23 protein-coding genes are annotated in these 25019 nt (G+C 40.9%); 2 read left to right on the top strand and 21 right to left on the bottom strand.

Going from position 1 to position 25019, the window contains the following annotated elements:
- Nucleotides 1–17: 17 nt before the first annotated feature.
- The 3 genes from RI196_RS07490 to RI196_RS07480 all read right to left on the bottom strand — a co-directional run bounded on the left by RI196_RS07490 (nt 18) and on the right by RI196_RS07480 (nt 2786).
- A complete protein-coding gene (locus RI196_RS07490; protein WP_311067178.1) occupies nt 18–1358 on the bottom strand; it encodes an FAD-binding oxidoreductase in 1341 nt (446 codons plus the stop codon).
- A 52-nt stretch (nt 1359–1410) separates the two neighbouring features.
- The gene (locus RI196_RS07485) at nt 1411–2253 is read right to left on the bottom strand and encodes a creatininase family protein (protein WP_130158033.1); all 843 of its coding nucleotides are present in this window, start codon (nt 2251–2253) and stop codon (nt 1411–1413) included.
- Between the two features lie 164 nt (nt 2254–2417).
- Nucleotides 2418–2786: a Na-translocating system protein MpsC family protein gene (locus RI196_RS07480; protein ID WP_063386888.1), complete on the bottom strand. Its 369-nt coding sequence runs from the start codon at nt 2784–2786 to the stop codon at nt 2418–2420.
- A gap of 176 nt (nt 2787–2962) precedes the next feature.
- Between RI196_RS07480 and RI196_RS07475 the strand changes: the two genes are divergently transcribed.
- The gene (locus RI196_RS07475) at nt 2963–4300 is read left to right on the top strand and encodes a 5'-deoxyadenosine deaminase (RefSeq protein WP_063386887.1); all 1338 of its coding nucleotides are present in this window, start codon (nt 2963–2965) and stop codon (nt 4298–4300) included.
- Nucleotides 4301–4441: 141 nt separating this feature from the next.
- Here RI196_RS07475 and RI196_RS07470 read toward each other — a convergent pair whose 3' ends face one another.
- Nucleotides 4442–5239: an ABC transporter ATP-binding protein gene (locus tag RI196_RS07470; protein ID WP_066248677.1), complete on the bottom strand. Its 798-nt coding sequence runs from the start codon at nt 5237–5239 to the stop codon at nt 4442–4444.
- A 220-nt stretch (nt 5240–5459) separates the two neighbouring features.
- Here RI196_RS07470 and RI196_RS07465 point away from each other — a divergent pair, with 220 nt between their 5' ends.
- Nucleotides 5460–6203 carry a DUF3784 domain-containing protein gene (locus RI196_RS07465; protein ID WP_311067177.1) on the top strand — a complete coding sequence of 248 codons (744 nt, stop codon included), beginning with the start codon at nt 5460–5462 and terminating at the stop codon, nt 6201–6203.
- A gap of 179 nt (nt 6204–6382) precedes the next feature.
- Here RI196_RS07465 and RI196_RS07460 read toward each other — a convergent pair whose 3' ends face one another.
- From RI196_RS07460 to RI196_RS07380, 17 genes are all read right to left on the bottom strand, one after another.
- Nucleotides 6383–7588 (bottom strand): ABC transporter substrate-binding protein, encoded by a 1206-nt coding sequence (locus RI196_RS07460; RefSeq protein WP_311067176.1) that lies wholly within the window; start codon nt 7586–7588, stop codon nt 6383–6385.
- 51 nt (nt 7589–7639) lie between these two features.
- Nucleotides 7640–8347 (bottom strand): ABC transporter ATP-binding protein, encoded by a 708-nt coding sequence (locus tag RI196_RS07455; RefSeq protein ID WP_063386884.1) that lies wholly within the window; start codon nt 8345–8347, stop codon nt 7640–7642.
- Nucleotides 8340–9104 (bottom strand): ABC transporter ATP-binding protein, encoded by a 765-nt coding sequence (locus RI196_RS07450; protein WP_063386883.1) that lies wholly within the window; start codon nt 9102–9104, stop codon nt 8340–8342. Before RI196_RS07450 ends, RI196_RS07455 begins: the two co-directional genes overlap by 8 nt.
- 2 nt (nt 9105–9106) lie before the next feature.
- A complete protein-coding gene (locus RI196_RS07445) occupies nt 9107–10111 on the bottom strand; it encodes a branched-chain amino acid ABC transporter permease (RefSeq protein WP_066248688.1) in 1005 nt (334 codons plus the stop codon).
- Nucleotides 10108–10974: a branched-chain amino acid ABC transporter permease gene (locus RI196_RS07440; protein ID WP_063386881.1), complete on the bottom strand. Its 867-nt coding sequence runs from the start codon at nt 10972–10974 to the stop codon at nt 10108–10110. Before RI196_RS07440 ends, RI196_RS07445 begins: the two co-directional genes overlap by 4 nt.
- Before the next feature lie 53 nt (nt 10975–11027).
- Nucleotides 11028–12698, bottom strand: coding sequence for a long-chain fatty acid--CoA ligase (locus RI196_RS07435; protein ID WP_311067175.1), 1671 nt, complete (start codon nt 12696–12698; stop codon nt 11028–11030).
- 592 nt (nt 12699–13290) lie between these two features.
- Nucleotides 13291–14460 (bottom strand): thiolase family protein, encoded by a 1170-nt coding sequence (locus tag RI196_RS07430; RefSeq protein ID WP_063386879.1) that lies wholly within the window; start codon nt 14458–14460, stop codon nt 13291–13293.
- 243 nt (nt 14461–14703) lie between these two features.
- A complete protein-coding gene (locus RI196_RS07425; RefSeq protein ID WP_130158402.1) occupies nt 14704–15105 on the bottom strand; it encodes a MaoC/PaaZ C-terminal domain-containing protein in 402 nt (133 codons plus the stop codon).
- Complete coding sequence (locus RI196_RS07420) at nt 15102–15551, bottom strand: MaoC family dehydratase N-terminal domain-containing protein (RefSeq protein WP_311067174.1); 450 nt, start codon at nt 15549–15551, stop codon at nt 15102–15104. Before RI196_RS07420 ends, RI196_RS07425 begins: the two co-directional genes overlap by 4 nt.
- Nucleotides 15552–15573: 22 nt before the next feature.
- Entirely contained in the window at nt 15574–16338 is a 765-nt protein-coding gene (locus tag RI196_RS07415; RefSeq protein ID WP_130158406.1) for a beta-ketoacyl-ACP reductase, read from the bottom strand.
- Between the two features lie 80 nt (nt 16339–16418).
- Complete coding sequence (locus RI196_RS07410) at nt 16419–17597, bottom strand: acyl-CoA dehydrogenase family protein (protein WP_144598324.1); 1179 nt, start codon at nt 17595–17597, stop codon at nt 16419–16421.
- A gap of 116 nt (nt 17598–17713) precedes the next feature.
- A complete protein-coding gene (locus RI196_RS07405) occupies nt 17714–18901 on the bottom strand; it encodes a thiolase family protein (protein ID WP_066248708.1) in 1188 nt (395 codons plus the stop codon).
- 108 nt (nt 18902–19009) lie between these two features.
- Entirely contained in the window at nt 19010–20161 is a 1152-nt protein-coding gene (locus tag RI196_RS07400; protein ID WP_311067173.1) for an acyl-CoA dehydrogenase family protein, read from the bottom strand.
- Between the two features lie 387 nt (nt 20162–20548).
- On the bottom strand, nt 20549–21529 hold the full coding sequence (locus tag RI196_RS07395) for an electron transfer flavoprotein subunit alpha/FixB family protein (protein WP_311067172.1): 981 nt from the start codon (nt 21527–21529) through the stop codon (nt 20549–20551).
- A gap of 22 nt (nt 21530–21551) precedes the next feature.
- On the bottom strand, nt 21552–22325 hold the full coding sequence (locus RI196_RS07390) for an electron transfer flavoprotein subunit beta/FixA family protein (RefSeq protein ID WP_311067171.1): 774 nt from the start codon (nt 22323–22325) through the stop codon (nt 21552–21554).
- 79 nt (nt 22326–22404) lie between these two features.
- Nucleotides 22405–24024 carry a long-chain-fatty-acid--CoA ligase gene (locus RI196_RS07385; protein ID WP_311067170.1) on the bottom strand — a complete coding sequence of 540 codons (1620 nt, stop codon included), beginning with the start codon at nt 24022–24024 and terminating at the stop codon, nt 22405–22407.
- A gap of 220 nt (nt 24025–24244) precedes the next feature.
- Nucleotides 24245–25015, bottom strand: coding sequence for a glucose 1-dehydrogenase (locus RI196_RS07380; protein ID WP_066248722.1), 771 nt, complete (start codon nt 25013–25015; stop codon nt 24245–24247).
- Between the last annotated feature and the right edge of the window lie 4 nt (nt 25016–25019).

Here is a 25019-nt window from a genome sequence, read left to right as displayed (position 1 = left end):
AATTCATTTTCCCATCGTTACACTTGTGCATAAGAGGTGACGTCCGCTATTTTTCCTGGATTCAGCAAATGAAACGGATCATTTTTTTGCTTGGTTTTTATGATTTCATCCATTCGTAAACTCCAACCGCCGAATCCCAACAAATAAGTATGCGGATCATGCACTTTAGCTCCTATATTCAGGAAAAATTGTATGATTTCATACAGCCGTTTCTCGCTTGTAAAGCGAACGACCGGCAAGGCCGTTGGAATAATTGCTCCGTTTCTTTTTATAAATTCAAAATGAAGAAGGACTTCTTCACCAAATTCCTTTTTTAACAAATGGACTTGATGATAAAGGTGTTGAATATCAAACTCAACTTGCAAGTAAGTAATATTGTCTTCATTTTTGCAGGCCCACAGCGTGGAGTGGTTCCAAGTAAAATCCGAAAGGCGGACCCCTTTTCGATACTGCTTGGCAGGAATGGTATGTGCCAATATTCCTTTATGTTCGGCAACGAGTTCGACAAATTCACTTTTTGCTTTTTCATCGACCTCAATCATCGTTAACGTTTTTTCAGGCAAAATATATTGTTTTAAAGGAGCGAAATGCTTTGTCAAAGCTCCTTCACATACTGATAAGAGCCTTTTTTTCATAGTTTCTATGCCCGAAAATTGATGGGCGAAATTTATCGCTTCATCTAAATGGTCATGAAAAACCATTGCTTGCATCCAATCTGTTTTCTCCTCGATCGGCAATTGCAGCTCTGTCATGACACCTAAAGTTCCGTAATTGTGAATATATTGCTCGAGTTTATCGCCTGAAACAACAATTTTTCTCGGCTTTTCCTCAATTGTGTAAACCAAAGCGCTGTGCACATTGCCATCCCACAAATTGCCCCATGTAATGGAGCCGATTCCTCCCGATCCTCCCGCCACAAAACCGCCAATCGTTGCTTGAATATATGTGCTCGGCATAATTCGCAGCTCTTTTCCGTTTCGCTCTAATATCCGTTCAAGCTTGCCGATTCTTATTCCCGCTTGTACCGTTACAGCGTTTTCGCCGATTTCAAGTACTTGATGAAACCTCGTCATGTTGATCACAATACCGCCTTGAAGAGGTACGGCCTGACCATAATTTCCTGTTCCAGCACCTCTGACCGTAATCGGAATTTTTCTTTTTACGGCGAATGATATTAACGAAACTAATTCCTCTTCTGACTCCGGAAAGGCGATGCAATCGGCCAGTTTATCCTTTAGCTTTTGTGTGAGAATGGGTGAATACCAATAATAATCTTTAGAAAATTTTCCTCTTGAAGCTGCATCGAACAGAACTTTTTCCTTCCCTAAAAGCTGCTGTATTTCTTTTTTCCAAGCCATACTTCCACACCTCCAAAGTTTTCTTTATGTTTGAAACAATTGATCATCCTTTCTATGTCAAAGGACTGTACTGCTTTTCGGTAGAAATGTTGATGAGATCATCCATTTCGAATTCCGCCATTTCCCGCAAAACAACCGCCAGCTTTTCACCCAAACGGTTGGCGATGATTTCTCCCGTTTCTTTTGAAGCTTTTTTTGCATTTCCTAAAACCCCGGATTTCGAAATATCTTCCATCCTCCAAGCAACATAATGGCTGCCTTTTAATTGAAGATGCTTTGCGCTTTCCGGAAACTGGATGAACTCATCGGGACAAAGCTCTTTTTTCACCCAATCGGTTTTGAAGGAAAGAATGAAGGATGTTTCGATTTCTCCCCCGTGGATTCCGTATGCAGCCTCTTTTTCCTCAATGAGATCCTCTGAGACATTGAAGTCATAGCTGTTCAACCGGAAAGTCATCAAACCTGTTTCAATGCGGATATCGCGGGCAACGGAATTGAGTAAATCATGGTTTCCTCCATGTGAATTAAATAAGACAAATTTTCTAAATCCGCTTTTTTTCAGACTTGCGGCAATATCCTTGATCATTGCCTCTAAAGTGCTCCCAGATAATGAGATGGTTCCTGCATATCCGAGATGTTCGATGCTTTTGCTGTACGCAATTGGAGGCAAAATCCAAATATTATCTTCTTCTTTTAAATGTTTGCAAGCTGAATGCAAAATCCCCTCCGCTATTAAAGAATCAGTAAATACCGGTAAATGAGGCCCATGTTGTTCAACTGCACCAACCGGCAAAATGATTAAAGCATTTTGCTTTGGCAATTCAGCAATTTCCTTACTCGTTAGTCTTGCAAAAAATTTCTGTTCAAATGCTTCTCCCTGGTAGCGAAATTCCATGCCGTTTCCCCTCCGAACAAATGATTACTTTTGTGAAAAAAGAAAAGCCGCAGGAAAAGAAAAACAATAAGTTTTTTCTTTCCTACGGCTTGTTTCCATCCCGTAAACAGGATCAAAACAATACCGAATGATCTATGGATAGCCTAAAGGACGGAAAACGTCCTTCAAGCTAACTCATTTTTTTTAAGAATAATTGTCATGCATGCTGAGCCAGTGGAAGGATCATAATCTTTTAAAACCGAAAAAACGTTTAGTCCGACAATTGTTTCCATTTTATATTTAAATCGCTTTTTAAATTCATCAATTAATAACGAATCTGCCCACATTGTCAAAGCTCCATCTACTTTTTCAAGAATTTGCAAAGCAGGATCCCGTTTATGCAACCCGAAAATTAAAATTTTTTCATCCGTTACTTCAACTCGCAGTTGAATCACACCTGTTTGAAAAATTTCTTTATTTACTTCGTTGTAAATTCTCGCAATATCTTTTTTTAATGATTGCCTCTGTTCTGTCAAAAGGCTTTTGTCTTTCAAAAAACCACCTCTTTTCTTAAAAATGATTTTACAATTTTTCAAAATGTTTGATTATTTCTTTGTTAAGTTTTTTTCCACATTTTTTTATTTTTGTCATAAATTCTTACACTTTTATTGAATTTACCTGCATACATTCTTAGAATGAATTTCAATACTTATAGCAAGGAGAAAGGAATATGAAGAGCCTGTTGATCAAAAACGCACAAATTATTACGATGAATCATGCGGATGAAATTTTCACGGGAGATATTTTCATCGAAAATGGCATCATAAGCAACATAGGGAAAAATCTTGCATGTGACGCCGATCAAATCATCAATGCAGAAAATCGGACCGTCATTCCGGGCTTCATTCAAACCCATGTTCACCTATGTCAGACACTTTTCCGCTCACGGGCGGATGACTTAGAATTGTTAGATTGGCTGAAAAAACGAATTTGGCCATTGGAAGCAGCACATGATGAGGAATCGATCTATTATTCTGCATTGCTCGGCATTGGAGAATTGATTGAAAGCGGGACCACAACGATTGTCGATATGGAAACCGTTCACCATACAGAAGCAGCGTTTCAAGCGATTGCAGGAAGCGGAATCAGAGCTTTATCAGGCAAGGTGATGATGGATCGTGGCGACGATGTGCCAATGGAGCTTCGCGAAAAAACAGCTGATTCTCTCCAAGAAAGCGTTGATTTGCTTGAAAAATGGCATATGTTTGCAAACGGAAGAATTCAATATGCCTTTTCTCCCCGATTTGTCCTTTCATGTACAGAAGAACTGTTAAAAGAAGTTCAACGGCTTTCTGAAATATATCAAGTAAAAGTTCATACTCATGCAGCGGAAAATCAGGAAGAAATCATGCTGGTTGAACAGCAGACAGGGATGCGAAATATCGAATATCTTGACTATCTTGGACTTGCCAATAAACGATTGATTTTGGCGCACTGCATCTGGCTGGATGAAAAAGAAAAGAAAATCATTAAAGACAGAGGAGTAAATGTTAGCCATTGCCCCGGGTCTAATTTAAAATTAGCTTCAGGAATTGCGGATATTCCCGGGCTGATGGAAATGGGAGTTTCGTTAAGCTTAGGCGCAGACGGAGCGCCTTGCAACAATAATTTAAATATGTTTCAGGAAATGAAGCTTGCTGCCCTCATCCAAAAGCCGAAACACGGCCCTTCCGCAATGAAAGCAAAAGAGGTATTTAAAATGGCGACCATCGGCGGGGCAAAAGCGGTCGGATTGGAAAAAGAGATTGGCAGTATTGAAATCGGCAAAAAGGCAGATTTAGTGATTCTAAATTTACATCATTTTCATACTTTCCCTTCCTTTGAGGCTGATCCGATTTCGCGGATCGTTTATTCTGCTTCAAGGGATAATGTAGAAACAACCATTATAAATGGGGAGATTATAATGGAAAACAAAAAAATAAAAACACTCGACAAAGAAATTGTTTTAAGAGAAGCAGACCGCTCGATCAAAAGAATGCTCAAAAAAGAAAAAGCAGTTTTCCACTGAAATCCGAAAAAGGGGGTGTCTAATAAGTCGTTTTTACGGATTATTGACGCCCCCATTAATGTTTTAGAAACGTTGATATATCGGTGTTTATGATTTTTTGTTTTCAATGGGGATTTGACTTTCTGGACAGCCCCACTCTCCCTATGACAATCTATTATGATTGTTTTGCAAAAGCTTCGCATAATATCGGCCATGAAAATTTTCCACCTCGATGCCTGCTTCAAAAAAGTCTGACAATCGTTCACTTGAAAGCAGCTCTTCTGTTCTTCCCTCAGCAAAAACCTTTCCTTCCTTTAATAACAGGGAATTGGTGAAGCAAGGCAAAATTTCTTCAACATGATGCGTCACGTACAGGATCGTTGGCGCATTGGGCCTTTTGGCAATTGTTTCAATCAGCCCTAAAAGCTCTTCTCTCGCCAATAGATCAAGACCATTACACGGCTCATCTAAAATAAGGAGCTTCGGCTGAGGCATAAGCGCACGCAAAATCAGCACTTTTTGCTTTTCCCCTTGGGAAAGGCTGTCATATGTACGCCCGCTTAGTTTTTCCACCCCGAATAGCGTCATCAAAGACCGCATCTCTTCTAAATCGTGTTCATCCGGTGTTTCATATAAGCCGATTGACGCGAATTTTCCGCTCAAAATAACTTCTTCAACAAGATCATGTCCGTAAATTTTTTCTTGGAGCGATGAGCTGACAAGACCGATTTTTTTCCGAACCTCGCGAAAATCTGCCTTGCCAAAAGTAAATCCAATGACGGAAACCGTTCCTTTTGAAGGAAACAAATAGCCGTTTAACAAATTGAGCAATGCTGTTTTCCCCGCTCCATTTCTTCCTAAAATACACCAATGCTCGCCTTCATCAACATTCCAATTTATATTCTCCAAAATATATTTTTTGTTGCGAATGAGCGAAACATTTTCAAGTGCAATCACCATACGCTTGCTCCTCTCCATACGTTACATTATAATTATTATTCCAAAAATTTCTGTTGAAGGAAAGAGAGGATCATTGAAAAATCTGATTTTTCCATCAAAAGTGTTTCCTTCTTTCTTCAGATTGGTTTAGTTCCATTAGGTATTTATGCGAGTGAAACATTTGTAAGATAAAACCGTAGAAATAATCAAAATGTTTTGTAAAGCGTAAGGGGGAAGCATTGTGTCAACAGATACGATCGTTTTTTTAATCACTATGGGGTTCACACTTATTATACACGGGGGCCTGACGTATTTAGTCGTAAAGAAGCAGGATTACAGCTTAATATCGGGCTTCTACAACAGACCGGAAGAAGAACAGCAGCGATTAATTGAAAACGGTTATCCGCAGGCAATTGGTAGATTGCTGCTTTATACGTTCATCATTTTGTTCATTTCGGTCATTTTAGCACTTTTTCAAATCCCATATGGATTTGAAATAGGCATGCTGCTGTTTCTCATCGTACTGCTCGGCGGTTCGATCTATGTACAAAAATATGAACTAAAGCATAAACGGAAAAAATATTATTGGATTACCGGAATTATTGCGGCTATTGTGATCATATTCGTTATCGTTTTAGGCTATTTGGGACTTGAGGAGCATGATGTGATCATAAATGACCGTCAGTTAAAGGTAACGGGTTTATATGGGGTGGAATGGCCGATTGATGAGATTGACCGTGTGAAGCTGTTGGATGAACTTCCCGATGTCGTTGCCAAAAGTAATGGCTTTGCGGCTTTTAATCGTTTGAAAGGATCTTTTCGGCTAAAAGAGCCGTACGGTGGAGGAGGAAAATTGTTTGTTTACAAAGGGCGTGCACCGTATGTATATATCGAAAAAGATGATGATTATATCATTTTGAATCAAAAAGACGGGAGCGAAACGCAAAAGCTGTATGACAAATTACTGGAAAAGATAAGCGAATGATAATTGTGCACATGGAACCCTGATCTACAAATATATAACGGAAACTTTACAGCAATTCTCTTTTTCATGCCCGATATCCGAATATTCATTAACATTGCATTGGAAAATGTATTTAGAGGCTCCCCATTCAGGCAGCCTCTTAAATTTTCAATCATTGCTCAATCCGATCGGAAAACCTATTAATCTACTACTTTCAAAACAATTTGACCATCTTCTACTACCGCGACTTTTCTTTTCACTTCCAATCTTCCGTCATCACCGATTGATGGAATCTCGTATACACGTTTGTCTTTTGGCAGATTATCCAGTCCATCTTGCATATGTTTGCGAATAGCTTCCGCATCGTCAACAGTTTTTGCTGCTTTCATCGCTTCAACGAAAATATACGTAGCGATATAGTTGAGCCCTGATTCAGAGCTAGGTTCATCTTTAAATTTTGCTCGATAGTTTTCGACAAATGCCGGCGCTCCCGGATCATTAGATTTTACGAGCGGCAGCACTCCAACAGAACCTTCTAATACGTCATAGGAACCTGTTATTTTTTCCATAAAATCCAGTTTTGCCTGATCCATGATAATGAATCCGCCTTTAAATCCTAGCTCTCTAGCTTGCTTTGCCACTTTTGCAGTAGGTTCTGAAGCTCCGCCTATAAATAGAACATCCGGTTTCTCTTTAAGAGCATTGGTGACAATGGTGAAAAAGTCGGTTTCCTTTGAAAAATCAATGGATGAATGATATACAACCTTTCCGCCCTTCTTTTCCCATTGTGGAAGCAAAGTTTTTGTCCAGTCTTTCCCATATTGGGTAGACGGCGGAAGAGCGGCTAATTTTTTGCCAAACCGTTTCATGGCATAATCTGTAAAAGGTTCCACGTAGCCGTCATAACGCGGCGGTATGCCGATCGTAAGGGAGTTCCCGGCATCAGTTACATCCGGTTCACTCGTATAGGCACCAATCAAAAACTTTTCAGTCTCATTAAATACTTGAAGCGCCATCACTCCACCGCTGTGCGGCGTAAAAATAATAGGTGTTTTATATTCTTGAAGAAGCCGTTTGGCATTAGAGGCTGTTTCATTCGGCAAATATTTGTCATCAAGAGGGACGATGTTTAATTTATAGGTTTTTCCATTTATTTCAAAGCCTCCGTTGTTATTAATTTCTTCTGCGGCCATTTTTATGCCGTTCAGTGTCCGTTCTCCATATAAAGCAGCCGGTCCGCTTAAAGGACCGCTAAAGCCGATATTTACCGTTCCTTCTCCGCTTTTGCTTGATGATTCCTTCTGGCCGCCAGTAGATTGGCTAATTTGAGAGCCTGCACAAGCTGCTAAACCAACCATCATTAAGAGCAGAAGCCCCGCAGCAAAAAGACGTTTCAGTTTTTTCATATTTTTCCCTCCGGTTTTATTTTCTTAATTTTCAATAAAATTAAAAATGATTTATGCACCGAGATATGCCTTCCTTACGTTGTCATCAGCAAACAATTCCTCTGATGAACCTTCGACGACAATGGAGCCATTTTCAAGTACATAGCCTTTATGCGCAATATGAAGCGCTGCATTAGCATTTTGCTCAGCAAGTAAAATCGTCGTTTCGGTCTTATTAATCTGTTTGATCACTTCAAACATTTGGGCAACGATGATCGGTGCGAGCCCGATTGACGGTTCATCAAGGAGCAAAAGCTTCGGTTTTGACATTAACGCTCTTCCAATCGCTAACATTTGCTGCTGTCCGCCGCTTAAAGAACCTGCCAAATCGTTTCGTTTTTCTTTTAAAATCGGAAACAACTCATAAACTTCGTGTAATGTGTTTTCAATCTCTTTTTTTTGTTTGCGGTGAATAAACGCGCCCATCATAAGATTTTCGTATACGGTCATTCTTGGAAATAATTTGCGGCCTTCCGCACATTGAACAATGCCTGTTTTGACAATCTGAGCCGGGGAGCTTTGATCAATTCTCTTTCCTTCAAACATAATTTCTCCTTCTGTACACTTGTGTAAGCCCCCGATCGTTTTGAAAACTGTGCTTTTGCCGGCACCATTAGAACCCAATAAAACTACAATCTCACCTTTGCCCACTTCGATGTCGACATTTCTAACAGCCTTATATGCTCCGTACTGAACGGAAACACCCTTTAGTTTAAGCAATGGCACTCCCTCCAAGATAAGCCTTAATGACTGTTTCATTATTTTGTATTTCTTCAGGTGTTCCTTCTGCAATTTTTTTCCCATGATTCAGAACCATTATTTTATGAGCCAAATTCATCACCATTTTCATTTTGTGTTCGATTAAACAAACGGTAATGTTATGTTGAACGATTTTTTCGATTAAGTTTGCCAGCCCCTCCGTTTCTTCCGGATTGATGCCGGCAGCAGGCTCATCTAGAAAAATGATTTCCGGCTCTGTTGCAAGTGCAAGTGCGATCGCCACTCTTTTTTTCTCTTCCTGCGAAATGTTGGCGACGATCTTATTTTCCATATTGGTTAATCCGACAAACTTTAAAACTTCGAACGCTTTTTCCTTCGATTGTTCCTCCTCCCTCTTTAACCGCTTTGTAAGAAATAACGCATCAATCAGATTGGATTTTGTTCGCAAACGAAACCCGATCAAAACGTTATCCAATACATTTGCCTGTTCAAAAAGATGGGTTGTTTGAAACGTACGGGCAATTCCAAGCTTGGCAATTTTGTTGGGAGGAAGACGAGTAATGTCCTGCCCTTTAAACATCACTTGTCCTGAGCTCGGCGGATAAAAACCGCTGATCAAGTTGAAGAAAGTCGATTTGCCTGCGCCGTTAGGACCAATGATTGCATTGATTTTTCCTTTTTCAACCGAAAAATTCACATGATCTACAGCTACAAGACCACCAAATTGTTTCGTTAGCTGGCGGGTTTCCAAAAACAATGTTATCCCTCCTCCGCTCTTTGTGTGGCTGACTTAGCAGACATTGAAAGACGCTTCTTTTTTTCTTGCATTTTCATTTTCCAACTGAAAATTCCACCGACAATGCCTTTCGGATAGAAAATAATTAACAAGGTTAATAAAGGGCCAAAAATAAGCATTCTATAATCTTGAAGAAATTGGAGCTGCTGAGAAATCCAAACAATTAACAGCGTTCCAACAATCGGACCGGAAAGAGTTCCAATTCCTCCGACAAGAAGAAAGATTAAAAAATCAAATGTCATCGTTATATAACTTATATCTGGACCGATAAAACGAATAAAGGATGCATACAAAATTCCCGACAATGCAGCAAAAAAAGTTGAAAGGACAAAGGAAACCAATTTATTTTTCATTGTGGATATTCCGATCGTCTGGGCCAGCTCTTCACTGTTTCGAATGGCGATCAACGTTCTTCCTGTCAGCGAATGAACAATCCGGTACATCATGAAAATAGCAGCAAGCAGGAAAAATAAGTTAAAATAATATTGACTGACGGGTGAACGGAACGAGATAGGGCCAAGATCAGGCGGAACAGGAATCCCAATCAGACCTCTCACTCCGCCTGTTAAACTTTCCCATTTATCAATCACGAGATAAATTATATAGCCAACACATAGCGTATAAATGGCAAAAAAGTGTTCTTTTGTTTGTAAGGCAACGAGGCCGATGACCAACCCAATGATGCATGTGATCGCACATGCAAGAAAAAAGGCCAGCCAATAATGAATCTCGAATTTTACCGTTAATATCCCCAGCGAGTAAGCTCCGATAGCAAAAAAGCCTGCGTGCGCCAAAGACAAATATCCCGTATAGCCAGCTATTAAATTTAAGCCGTACACTCCGATCATCCAAATAAATGACAGCGTCATGATATGGAAAAAATAATCATTTTGAATGATGAACGGAAGCAAAAGGGCAAGGAGGACAATGCTCAATACAACAGCTTTTTGTTTGAAACGAGCTGTCATGAATGTCCCCCCTTTGCGAATAATCCGGTCGGCTTAAATGTTAAGATGAGAACGAGGAGAATAAAAGCAAAAATATCTTTATAATCGTTCGATATATATGTTGCCCCTAAGCTTTCAGCAAACCCTAAAATGTATCCGCCAATAATCGCTCCCGGGATGCTCCCCATCCCTCCAATAATAATAATGACGAACGCTTTTAAGATCACAAGATGACCCATCCCCGGAAAGACAAGATTGATAGGGGATGACAAAGAAGCTGCAATCGCAGCAAGCGCTCCGGAAATCATAAAAGTAAGCATTGCCATTTTGTTTGTATTGATGCCGACTAAATGAGCACCCTCTCGGTTTTGGGACATCGCAATAATAGCAGATCCAATGAACGTTTTTTTCAGGAATAAAAACAGTAATATCATCACGACAACGGTAGAGATAATAATAAGAAGCCTTTGCATGGTGAACGTTAACCCCATTACGGAGACCACCTGACCATATGGGGTCGGCATTGTTTGATAGTCAGCCCCCCAAACAAATTGGGCAAACGCCTCAAGAAACAGGAGAATTCCGATTGCGGCTATTTTATCCTGTATCGGCGGAGCATCTCTTAACGGATAAAAAATAAACCGCTCCATCAGCACTCCCATCAGCCCGACTATTACCATGGAAATCATGATGGCAATCCAATAATACAGCCCAAATTTCGTCATCATGGTTAATGTTATATATCCCCCCATCATATAAAGGGCTCCGTGGGCAAAGTTAGGGATATGCAAAATGCCGTATACAAGCGTTAATCCTAAAGCAACCAAACTGTAAACGCTTCCAACTGTTAGTCCATTAAAGATCTGCTGCGCAAAAATCTCCATCATTCTCCCCCTTTCGCAGAATGAAAACATTGCTTACAACAAATTGCGACAAATTAGTTACCCGCCGTTTTTTTCTTTTCTTCCTCTTGAAGCTGGCGCCATAAAATTTTGCCGCTGCCTGTGACAGGCAACTCTTTTCTAAATTCAACATAGCGAGGATACTTGTAAGCAGCCATATGCTTTTTTGACCATTCAATCATATCGTCGACACTTATTTTTCCTTCATAACCTTCCTCTAAAACGATAAAGGCTTTAACAGTTTCTCCTCTTTTCGGATCGGGAATTCCGATTACACATGCTTGCTTAACAGCTGGATGTTTATAAAGGTACGACTCTATTTCAGACGGCCATACTTTAAATCCAGATATATTAATCATTCGTTTGACTCGATCGACGATGAAGAAATATCCATCATCATCATAACGTCCTAAATCCCCTGTTCGAAAAAATGTTTTTCCATCCAATTCGATAAAGGCTTTGCGATTTTCTTCTTCTCTGTTATAATAGCCGACCATCACTTGCGGACCATGAACGATAATTTCTCCTACTTCGCCAACTCCTAGTTCTTGCAGTGTTTCCGGATCAATAATGCGAGCATCCACATCAAAAGTCGGGATGCCGAGACATTGCCATTTTGGTCTGTCAGAAGGATTCAAGTGAGTTTGCGCAATGGTTTCAGAAAGACCGTATCCTTCGATAAAATATAGTCCGGTCATTTTATACAGCTTCTCTCCCAGCGCTTCAGGAAAAGCCGCTCCTCCTCCTGAAATAGAAGTTAAGGAAATCAAATCTTCCGCTTTTAGGCTAGGATTGGAAAGGAAATCAACAAGCATCGTGCTGATCGTAACCCAATGAGTGCATTTTTGGCTTTTGATCAGCTCAACTGCTGCTTCTCGATCCCATCTCGTCATGATCACGATCCGGCTTCCTGCAAAAATTGGTAAATGCATGCCCATGATCATGCCTGTTACATGAAACATTGGCAAAGTTGCAAGATGAACCGTATTTGCTGTTGCCCGAGCCCAATAATATCCTCCAACAATGTTGGCTTGGACGGTCTTGTTCGTATGCATACAACCTTTTGGCACACCAGTAGTACCGGATGTATATGGAATAACTGCTAAATCTTCAGGCAAGGCAAAATGTTCGCCTGGAATATCATTCGCCTGAATGGCATCCATCCATAGAAACTGGTTATAACTGTTAAAACGAATTGGAGGCATTTTCACTTCTTTTGGCAGCTTGCCATCAAACCCAACTCCAACATAATCCGAGTATGCTGCGATGAGAAGCTTCGTAAGAGATGTGTTGTGGAGCAGCGGTTCAACCTTTTCATTTAATTCCTGACCGATAATGGCAGTTTTTATTTCAGCATCTCGAATATAAAACTCCAGCTCCTTTGTTGTCAGCATAGGGTTAATGGGAACTACAACTGCATTTGCTCTTATGATTGCATAGTAGGCAATGATAAATTGCGGGGAGTTTTGCATAAACAATAAAACTCGTTCTCCTTTTAATACATTGAATTTTTGCTGTAAAAAACCAGCTATTCGATTTACTTCTTCATCCAGTTGGCGATACGTGATCGAACGGCCGTAATAATAGATAGCTTCATGATCAGGATAGCGTCTTGCTGTTATTTCTACATTTTCGTAAATAGAAGTTTCCGGAACCGTTAACGATTTCGGAAGTTTAGGCCAAAATTTGTGATGAAGTGTCAGCAAACGGACCACTCCTTCATGAAATATATTCAAGAAAGCATAAGAATTTAAAAAACAATGATTAATATTTTATCTAAAAAAAACTCTATTGATTATTGGCAAAAAGAAAGGGGAAATCTTTTTAAATATCTAACATCTGCCCATTTAACACTTTTAAAATAAAATTTTGCAAGTTTTCCTCCGAAGCTTTCCCCTTCAGAATAAAATCAATTGTCACCCATGAAATTGCAAATTCCCACTGCGGAAAATGCTTTTTAATCCTCTTTGCATTCCGATTTCAATCAATGTTTGACCTCGTTTCCCCTTTCTTTCAATGCTGTGGAAGCTAAACGACGCATGTTTTTTAGGAAATTGTTGTAATATGCCTATAGGCGATTTCAGGCAAATTTACGGTGCACCTCAATTTCTTCTTTAGTTTCAATAGATTTTCAATGGAACTGATGCAAATATTTTTAACAATTCTTCTTTGTTAACAAAATAATCTCATTGCCACACCTATCAAATGAACCGTTTCTTTAATACTTGTTTTGATTATTGCCTTGAAAATTTTTTCATTTTTCTATTAAGAGGCGAAGAGAGGCAGTTTTTACTTTTGTTATTCCCGTTCGATAATCGTTGCAATTCCCTGTCCCCCGCCGATGCAAGCTGTTATTAAAGCATACCTTCCTCCTGTTCGCTGCAGTTCATAGACAGCTTTTGTGATTAAGATCGCGCCCGTTGCACCAAGCGGATGGCCGTGAGCAATCGCTCCGCCGTTTACATTTAATTTTTCAGGGTTTATATTTAACTCCCTGTCGCATGCGATGACTTGAGCGGCAAACGCCTCATTTATTTCAATGAGATCGATATCGTCCAAAGTCAGTCCTGCTTTTTTCAGCACCTTTTTTGTTGCTGGAACGGGTCCAATCCCCATAATATTTGGATCTACTCCAGCTACAGCATACTCGCGAATGGCTGCCAACGGGGTTAAACTTAATTCCTCTGCCTTTTCCCTTGACATAACAACTAATGCTGAAGCGGCATCATTTAAACCAGAGCTGTTTCCAGCCGTAACTGTTCCGCCTTCTAAAAAAGCCGGCGGCAGCTTTGACAAAGCCTCCATCGTCGTTTGAGGACGGGGATGCTCATCCGTTTGAAAAACGATCGGCTCTCCTTTTTTGACAGGGATGGCTATCGGAACAATTTGCTCGTCAAACCGCCCCTCCTTCATGGCGGCGGCCATTTTTTGCTGGCTCTTAAAAGCGAATGCATCCTGTTCTTCACGACTGATCCCATACTTTTTCGCAAGATTTTCTGCAGTAATTCCCATTGGCGGATCACCAATTTCCTTTGGTGACAATTGGGACTTCCGAAAGCTTGGAGGCTTCGGACTATATGGTTTTTCCGGCCGGTCCATTAAATATGGCGCTCGACTCATGCTTTCGGTTCCGCCGGCAATATACACATCCCCGTCTCCAGCCCGGATTGCCTGCGAGGCAAGGTTTACCGCATTAATGCCAGAACCGCATTGCCGATCAACGGTTACGCCGGGAATTTTAATCGATAAACCTGTTTGCAGTGCAGTCAGCCTGGCAATATTCCCGCCGCCGCTTAATACATTTCCAAAAATCACATCATCAATCATATCTGGTCGAATATTAGCCCGTCTTACCGCTTCTTTTATCACTTCAGCTCCAAGCACGTGTGCCGGAACAGAAGCTAGTGCACTGCCTTGTTTTCCTATTGCTGTACGTACCGCCGAAACAATCACGGCATCTCTCTTCACTAATCTCGCGCCTCCTTTATATGCTTTCTTTCACCTTGCAGTTTAAAGCTTTTGAAAAAACTTGAATCTATGTCGGCCAGCTTAGATTGTAAAAACGTATTACGGCAGCTTTTTCCTCATACATTAGAAGTTTACGTACTGCACTTTAGAACAAGCGAAAACTTACATTAATGCGTTTTGGTCTGCTGACCCAACAATAGTGAACTTTTTGACAGTAATGTAGGGCCCCCTCAAACTTTCTCCTTAATATTTCGAAAAGATGACCTCTCCTTTTACGACTTCGCTGTCATGTTGATTTACGGCCGCCACATCAAAACGGTATTGTTGGTCGAATTTTTCTTTTAATGTCGCTTTCAACGTGATCACATCATTTAGAAACACTTTCCCTATAAATCTTACAGAATAATCCTTCACAAACCCTTCATGATAATAAGGGGTAAAAAGTTTTGCCAGATTCCCCATTGTCCACATGCCATGTGCTATAATGCCCGGCAAACCAGCTTTTCTTGCTTCTTCATCTATTGTATGAATCGGGTTATAATCGCCTGAAGCTCCAGCGTATTTAATTAAATCTAATCTTGAAACAGGTTTGAGCTGAATGACTTGTAATGACTTCCCCTCTTGTAAATCAGACAGGCTGTTCAAACGATCATCTCCTTTCGAACCGCTTCCGTAATAATAATCGTTTGTTTAGAAGTAAAAATTATTTCACCGGTTGGATCTTCTCCAAAGCCTTTGAGGACTAAAAATCCCATTTTACCGCTCTTTCCCGTTTTCTCTACATAATCCTCCACTTTTAACCAACAAAAAATTTCTTCTCCTACTATTAACGGCCGTACATAATGAAACACCTGCTCACCATGAATTAGCCCTTTTTTCGGCAGATTCAATCCGGCAATTACCCCAAAATCAAATACTCTCGGAAATGTCGGCGGTGCAATATTGCGTTGATAGCGTGATTTTTTTCCTGTTTCTTCATCGATGAAAATCGGGTGAGGATCTCCGATAGCTTCGGCAAATTTCTTTACAGCACCACTTTCAACGATATTTTTTACCTTGTTAGAACACTTTCCGATATGCTGTTCAAACATTTGGAACCACCCCCGTCGATTTCTAGTTTTTCGGGCCCCCGGTTACATATAACACTTGCCCGTTCACAAAAGACGATCTTTCATCTGCAAAAAATGCTACCGCGTTTGCAATATCAAACGGCTTTCCGCTTCTGCCTACAGGTATATTGGCAGCTCTAGCGCTTACAAACTGCTCAAACGGCACGCCGATTCTTCTAGCTGTTTCCTTCGTCATATCAGTTTCAATAAATCCAGGCGCAACCGCATTTACCGTAATCCCAAACTTGCCAAGCTCAATGGCAAGCGTTTTGGTAAATCCTTGGATCCCTGCTTTTGCTGTTGCATAATTTGCTTGGCCGCGGTTGCCGAGAGCGGAAGTCGATGAAATATTAACAATCCGTCCGTATTTTTTTTCAACCATATATTTTTGAGCAGCCCGTGCGCAGTAAAAAGAACCTTTTAAATGAACATTCATCACGGTGTCCCAATCAGAATCTGTCATCTTGAACAATAAATTATCTCGAATGACACCGGCATTGTTGACAAGAATATCTATCGAACCGAATGTATTCACGACCTCTTCCATCGTACCTTCCACTTGTTCTCGATCAGTCACATCCGCCGCTTTTGCAAAAACCTCAAATCCCTTTTCTTTCAGTTCATTTGCTGTGGCCTTTAACGCTTCCTCATTTAGATCAATAAATGCCACTTTTGCTCCTTCCTCAGCGAAAAGCTCGACAATACTTTTGCCGATCCCACGGCTTCCTCCTGTTATAAAAGCAACTCTCCCATCAAATCGACCAGCCATTTCTGCTCCTCCTAACCATATTTTCGAAAAATTTCGTCATTTCCGGTTAAATTTGTATTAAAGTGACGTTTCATGAATGGTTAAATAAATTGACCGATTTTTACATGTCCTTTTAAAAGGTTTCTTGCAATGATCATACGTTGAATTTCATCTGTACCGTCATAAATTCTCCAAAGCCTTGCTTCCCGGTACCATCTTTCAATTGGCAATTCTCTTGTATATCCCATTCCGCCGTGAATTTGTAAAACTCGATCCACTACTCGATTCCCCATATTTGCGCCAAACAGCTTCGCCATCGAAGCTAAATGCCGATTATCCTCTCCTTGATCAAGAGTATAGGCAGCATTTAATACCAGCCATTTTGCCGCTTCGATTTCAACAGCTGAATCAGCAATTTGCCATTGAATGGCCTGTCTTTCGGCAATCGGTTTTCCAAAAGTAATGCGCTCTTTTGCGTAGTCGATCGCCATTTGCAAAAGACGCTCAGCTGCGCCGACTGCTCTTGCTCCGACAACCCATCTAGCAAAGCCGATCCATTCCAGTCCAAGGCTATAGCCTTTATGCAATCCACCTAAAATATTTTCTTCCGGGACGCGAACATTTTCAAACACCAGCCCGGCCGGTCCCCATTCTCCCATCGTATGAATATACTCTGATCTCCACCCCATTTCTCGATCAACAATGAAGCATGTAACCCCTTCACGGCCATTGGATTCTTTATGCTTTTCTTTATCTGTAATGGCAATGACCATGACAAAGTCTGCTTCGTTTCCGCCAGTGATGAACGTTTTTTCACCGTTCAGCACCCACTCATCGCCGTCTTTTACGGCAGTCATCTTTATGTTTCGTGTATCTGACCCTGCACTTGGCTCAGTCATGGCAAAGCATGACTTCTTCTCCCCATTGATCGTCGGTATTAAATATTTTTTCTTTTGCTCTTCATTTGCATAGTAAAGAATATTATCTGCTGAACCGCCAAATTTAAATGGTACAAACGTTTTCGCAACCTCCATATAGACGATCGCCAGCATAACATTTCCTAAATCTGCTCCTCCGTATTCGGCTGGTGTGTTAATTCCCCAAAAACCAGCTTCTTTCGCTTTCAGCTGAAGCTCTTCAAGCTTGCCAGGCGGAAGGCTGGGCTTTCCTTCCCTTTCATTTCTGAGCACTTCATTTTCCAAAGGCATTAACTCTTTTTCAACAAATTTTTTTATCGTTTTTTGAACCATTTTTTGTTCTTCAGATAGACGTAAGTTCATGTTAATCTCTCCATCCTTTTCCAATTAAGATGAACTATTGATTCTCCTATACTACCGGCCAGAATGCATATCCCTTTGCAGCGGATTTTGATCAGGGGCTTTGAAGCGGTTGATTTTTAAACGATCAAATTTTCAATCAGCATGGCCATTCCCTGTCCACCGCCTACACAAAGAGTTGCTATACCATATCGGTTATTTCTTCGCATCATTTCATAAAGCAATGTCGTGACAATCCGTGCTCCGGTCGCACCTAAAGGGTGGCCGAGAGCGATCGCCCCACCATTCACATTTACTTTTTCATAGTCAAGGTTTAGTTCGCGAATGACTGCAAGCGCCTGAGAAGCAAACGCTTCATTCAGTTCGATTAAATCGATATCTTCCATCTTTTTTCCTGTTCGCTCCAGCAATTTTTGCACCGCTGGAACGGGTCCGATCCCCATAATTTCCGGGGATACGCCTGATTGCGCCCAATTTACAATCCGGGCTAATGGCTGAATGTTCAACCTTTTTGCCTTTTCTTCGCTCATGATGACCAATGCGCTCGCGCCGTCATTTCTGCCGCACGCATTACCTGCTGTCACCGTTCCGTTATGCCGAAAGGCCGGTTTTAATTGCTGCAATTTTTCCAAGGTTGTATTCGGGCGCGGATGTTCATCTGTATGAAAAATGAACGAATTTTTCTTGCTGTTGATTTCAATCGGAACAATTTCAGCTTGAAAATTCCCTTCTTGGATGGCTCTCTCTGCGCGCTTTTGGCTTTCTAATGCAAATAAATCTTGTTCTTTCCGTGAAATATTATATTTTTCCGCAACATTTTCTGCGGTTATGCCCATTCCCAGCTGATCTCCATAGATTTCATTCGGCTGCTGACCTGCCTCAGTATTGGAATCTACCAAATACGGCTGTCCCGCGCCAAAGCGAACACCTCTTAAATAGAAAGGCGCCCTTGACATATTTTCCGTGCCGCCGGCAACGACAATTTCCGCATGGCCTGTTAAAATTTGCTGTACAGCTGAAGCGATTGCCTGCATTCCTGAGGCGCATAAACGATTCACAGTAAAGGCGGTTGCCGTTTCAGGGATTCCTGCCCGCAATGCAGCGACTCTGGCAACATTTGAAGATTCCGTCGTTTGCCTTACCTCGCCTAAAATCACTTCATCTACTTGGGTTGGCCCGATTTTTGCTCTTTTTATTGCCTCTTTGATAACATGACTAGCCAAAAATCCGGAATTGATATCCTTTAATGCTCCGCCATACCGGCCGATCGCTGTTCGAACAGCGCTGGCAATGACTATGTTCTCCATGTACGTTCCTCCCCCGGAGAGCAGCTTTAAAATTTTTTTATATTATTTTTCCAGCAATCTTTTGTTATCCGTTTCGAAACACTTGCATTTACAGCATGACCATAATGGTTATTGGCCGTATTCCTTTTGTAATTGGCGGGCAATGATGTTTTTTTGAATTTCCGATGTTCCTTCATAAATTCTCGTAATCCGGGCATCTCGATAAAATCTTTCAATTGGATAATCTGAAATATAGCCGATACCGCCATGAATTTGAACAGCTTTATCTGCGACACGGTTATACACTTCCGACCCGTATAGCTTTAACATTGCTGCCTCTTTTATCACTTTCATTCCTTGATCTACCATCCACGCAACACGGTAGGTAAATGAACGCAATGCTTCAATTTCCATTGCCATTTCTGCAAGCATGTGAGCAACAGCCTGGTGTTCAATAATCGGAACATCAAATTGAATGCGTTCTTTTGCATATTGAACGGATAAGTCTAAAAGCTTTTGACAAGATCCTAAATTTCTGGCTGCTAATCCGGCTCGGCCATTCGCTAAAATTTTTAATGCATTCACATATCCTTGGCCTTCCTCCCCTAAAATATTTTCAGCTGGAACCTCGCAATCTTCTAAAATAATTTCAGCAGAATGAGAGCCTTTCAACCCCATTTTCTTTTCAACTGCTCCAACACGAAAGCCGGGGAAGTCCTTTTCTACGATAAAGGAAGTGATTCCCTTTGATCCTTTAGATGCGTCTGTTACGGCCATGACGGTGAAAACATCCGCTACCGTAGCGTTTGTTATATAATGCTTTGTGCCATTCAAAATATATTTATCTCCTTTTTTGATCGCGGTCGTTTTTAAGTTGGTTGCATTGGAACCAGCGCTTGGCTCCGTCAAAGCAAATGCTCCTATTTTCTCCCCCCGCGCCATGGCTGGCAAGTATTTTTTCTTTTGCTCTTCATTGCCCATTTCGACAATTCCGACTGTGCCGATGCCAGTGTGTGCTCCGATTAATGTTGTAAAACCGTTATGGGTGGCGCCAATTTCTTCATATAAAGCACATTTCCCCACCATCCCGATTCCAAGCCCGCCGTATTCTTCGGGGATGCTTAATCCAAACAAGCCCAGTTCCTTGGACATTTCCACAATATGTTCGGGGATTTTATCTTCTTCTTCAATTTGTTTCGCAACTGCTTCGACTTCTGCTTGAACAAAATCTCGCACATTTCTTTTTAACAATTCGATTTCTTCATCCAGCTGAAAATCCATTTTTTCACCTCTTTTGTCCCCAATTTATAGCTTGCTTCACTGATGGTTTATTCGAGCAAACCGGTTGGATGAAGCCGAATCGTCCATCTCTGTCCGCTTCACTCTGTCATAGAAACGGTTCACCCAAGATGCTTGCAATACATGCAAACAAGTTAGCCGTTTGATCAAAAGTGCCGACAAGACAAATTCATTCCCTGAGGGAAAACTTTCAACGTTTTAAAAACGCTTTCCTTTCATGCTGCGAATCGCACCCGTTTTCCGAATAACTATCTAGCATATAGAGATTTTCCCTAATCCTCTCTCTCTTCATGGCAGCTTTGCTAAAAACAGCACAAGACTTTTGAATGGAAATTCCGATCTTCAGGAAAACCAAATTTTTAATGCGGTTTAGAAACTAAGGACCTTTAACTTTTTAAATTCCTCTGTCAACATTGGGACCACGTCAAACAAGTCACCGACAATTCCGTAATCCGCCACTTTAAATATGTTTGCTTCCGGATCTTTATTAATGGCGACAATCACTTTTGAATTGGACATGCCGGCTAAATGTTGAATCGCTCCAGATATTCCGCAGGCAATATATAAATCAGGTGTAACTACTTTGCCAGTTTGGCCGATCTGCATCGAATAATCGCAATATCCAGCGTCACAAGCTCCGCGGGATGCCCCGACAGCTCCTCCCAATACTTCCGCAAGCTCTTGGAGCGGTTTAAAGCCTTCTGCACTTTTCACTCCACGACCTCCGGCGATAATTACTTTTGCTTCTGAAAGATCAACACCTTCAGAAGCTTTTCGAACGACGTCCTTTACGATCGTGCGCAAGTCTTTTATTTCAACCGATATGGAAGCAACTTTACCTGTTCTTTCCTCATTTTTCTCCAATGGCGCTATATTGTTTGGTCGAACAGTAACCAACATAATCCCCTCTGTTACCACTCTCTTTTCGAATGCTTTTCCCGAATAGATGGGTCGTATAAAGGTGATATTGTCACCGTCTGCCTCAATAGCTGTTACATCAGAGACGAGCCCTGCGTTTAATTTTGCGGCAATTTTCGGTGAAAGATCTTTTCCTAGTGACGTATGACCGAAGACAATTCCTTCTGGTTTTTCCTCCTCAATCACTGCCATAAGCGCTTGAGCATACCCATCAGGAGTATAATGCTTAAATTTTTCATTTTCCGCCACTACCACCCGATCCGCTCCATAGGCTATCATGTCTGAAGCAAGATTTGCTGCTTTTTCACCTATTAAAATTCCAACAACCTCTCCTCCGTTTGCTAACACTTTTGCAGCTGCAATTGCTTCAAACGAAACATTGCGCAGCGCTTTATCGCGGATCTCTCCTAAAACGATTACTTTTCTTGCCATCCTCATCTCCCCTTTGTCGTGATTAAATGATATTTGCTTCGCTTCTTAATAATGAAACAAGTTCTTTTGCCTGATCTTCTAATTCACCTTTTAATATCTTGCCCGCCTCTTTTTTCGGAGGTAAGAAGATTTCTAATACTTTCGTTTTTGGCTCGACATCATCTTCTTCCAAATCCAAGTCATCTAATTCTAATTGCTCCAGCGGCTTTCTCTTTGCTTTCATAATGCCTGGCAAAGATGGATAACGGGGCTCATTCAATCCTTGTTGAGCGGTGACCAGCAAAGGAAGCGACGCTTCAATCACTTCTACATCCCCTTCGACATCACGCTCAATTTTTACTTTTCTTCCGTCAATTTCTAGCTTTGTGATCGCTGTTACATAAGGTATTCCAAGCAGTTCGGCAACGCGAGGTCCTACTTGGCCGCTTCCGCCGTCAATCGCTACATTACCGGCTAAAATAAGGTCATAGTTCTTTCCTTCTAAATAGGTTGAAAGAACTTTTGCTGTCGTCCATTGGTCTCCATCCTCAACATCCTCCTCAAGTTTAATGAGAACTGCTTTATCTGCCCCCATTGCAAGAGCTGTACGCAATTCCTTTTCACCGTCTTCATTTCCAGCCATAACAGCTGTTACTTCTCCGCCTTGTTCATCGCGAATTTGAATGGCTTCTTCAATGGCGTACTCGTCATATGGATTGATGATAAATTCTGCTCCTTCCTCCTGAATGATTCCATCAGTCAATATAATTTTCTCTTCCGTATCAAACGTTCGTTTGATCAAAACGCATATGTTCATATTTATCACTCCAGTCTTTTTTTAGAACTTAGTGTGCTGACCGCTGCCAATTTTTCAGCTGATCGTTTTTTAAAAAGCTTCAAACATTTCTTTTCTGTGATTTTTCCTCTTCTACTAATATTCTTTTTAATAGTTTTCCAACCGAATTTCTCGGAAGGCTGTCACGAATCTCGAATTCTTTTGGCACTTTATATCTTGCTAATTTGGCATAACAAAATCCTTTTAATTCTTCAATGTCCATTTCGCTATTATGTTTCGGAACAATATACGCCTTCACGATTTCCCCTTCGTTTTGATGAGGAATCCCGACAACTGCTGCTTCTTTTACATTTGGATGCTCATATAAAACGCTTTCAACTTCTTGCGGATATACATTAAATCCGCCAACGATGATCATTTCTTTCTTTCTGCCGACAATATAGAAATATCCTTCATCATCCATCATGGCCAAATCCCCTGTATAAAGCCATCCGTTTTGAATAGCCTGTTTGGTTTCCGCCTCATTGTTCCAGTACCCTTTCATCACTTGCGGCCCTTTAATTAAGAGCTCCCCGATCATTTTCGGACCTAGCTCATGATCATTTTCATCGACAATTTTGCAATCTGTAGCCGGCAACGGAATGCCGATGCTTCCAACTACCCGTTTTCCAAATGGCGGATTGCGGTGGGTGGTCGGCGAAGCTTCGGACAAGCCGTACCCTTCACCAATTGCCGCTCCTGTCAGCTTTTCAAAACGTCTTAACACCTCCACCGGCAAAGGTGCTGAACCTGAAGTGCAAACTTTTAGTTTTTTTAAATCATATTGATCGATGTCAGGGTGATTGACAAATGCGTTATACATCTTCGGAACGCCTGGAAATTGACTTGGCCGATATTTCTGTATTTTTTCAAGAATATCTTGAACGTCAAACTTTTGGAACAACAGTATTTTGGCACCAATGTAAATCCCTAAATTCATCGCACATGTCATCGCATAAACATGATACAAAGGGATTGCCGTCAAAATGATTTCTTCTCCGAAAATCATTTTATCGCCATACATCAAATAACTTTGAATGACATTGGAGGTTAAATTATAATGTGTCAGCATCGCACCTTTCATTTTCCCTGTAGTCCCACCAGTATACTGAATCACTGCCACATCCTCTTTTGCTTGGACATCCGTACATTTTTCAAGCTGTTTAGAATAATCTATTAAGGCTTTCAAATCGATAAATTGCCGATCTTTTTCTTCCGTGTTTTTTTGAGAAACGAAGATCTTTTTAAAAGGATATATGTGTTTTGCTTCTTTTATTTTTATTAAAGCGTTTTCATCAACCACTATATATGAGATTTGTGAATCAACGATAATTTGCAAAAGCTCCCTAACCGTGTAAAAAGGGTTAATTTGCACAACGGTTAAACCTAATGCAAGTGCTGCGTAATATGAGATAATATAATGAGGATGGTTGGCAAGCATTAACCCGATTCTTTCCCCTTTTTGAAGCCCCATTTCGTTCCATGCTGCAGCTAGTTGATCGACTCGGCATTTTAACTCGTTATAAGTGATTTCTTCATTTTCAAAAATGACGGCAATGTTTTTGCCAAATCGCTTTGAAGTTTGCTCCAAAAAATTGTATAAAGATACTTCTGGAAAATTGAATGTTGACGGTTGATCTTTATACCATTTGCTCCACGGGCGTCCTTCTAGCAATTCCAAAATTGCAACCTCCTGCGCTTTTTATTGAAGACAAATAGCTTCTTTTCAGTTTATGACCCTTAACGTTCAAAACTGTTCACATCTATGCCGTTATTTTTTCTGAATTTTCATAAAATTAATTCGTTAGAAGGCACTTCTTTTCCTCTTATCTCGAAACAAAATTGCCAAAAGCTTCCCACCTGAATCCGATTCAACCAAAGCATCTAACAGTTCCCCGTTCTTACAGAGAACTGCCTCCATCAATTGCGACAATTTGGCCTGTCACATAATTGCTGGCAGGGCTTGCAAAAAAGAGCACCAAAGCCTTTAATGAATCCGTATCACCGATTTTTCCTAACGGGTTACGTTTTTTTATTTCGTCTCCTTTTTGGCGAAGGGTATAATCTGTCATTTTTGTATGGAAAAATCCCGGAGCAATCGCATTAACATGAATGTTGTGCTTTGCCCACTTACGGGCTAGCTCTTTTGTAAAATGATGAATGGCTGCTTTGCTTACGCTGTAACCGGTCGCATTTAAAATTTCAGGAGATTCAGCTTTTAATCCGGCAACAGAACCAATATTGATAATTTTTCCATATTGTTGTTTAATCATATGCTTGCCTGCTTCTTTCGACATGAGGAAAGTACCTGTTATATTCACATCGATCACTTTTTGCCAAGCCTCAAGCGGCATGTCTTCAACATCGGCTCCCCAAGTTGTGCCGCTATTGTTGATTAAAATATCGATTTTGCCAAAATCATTGATCACCTCGGTTATAAATTGCCGGACGCTTTCTTCATTTTGAACGAAGCATTGATACCCTTTCGCGTGAATATTGTATTGTTTTTGAATGTTTTCAGCTGTTTGCCTGCAATTTTCAACCTTTCGGGAACAAATCGCCACATGACAGCCTGATGCTGCTAAAGCCTCTGCCATATGTTTTCCCAGCCCGGTCCCGCCGCCGGTAACGACGGCCACTTGATCGCGAATATGAAAAAGTTTATTTAGCACAAGC

Origin of the sequence: Aeribacillus composti, assembly GCF_031760945.1 — a bacterium.
Lineage (GTDB): Bacteria > Bacillota > Bacilli > Bacillales > Aeribacillaceae > Aeribacillus > Aeribacillus composti.
Note: the sequence above shows the minus strand (reverse complement) of the source record. Positions and strands in the feature narration are given on the sequence as shown.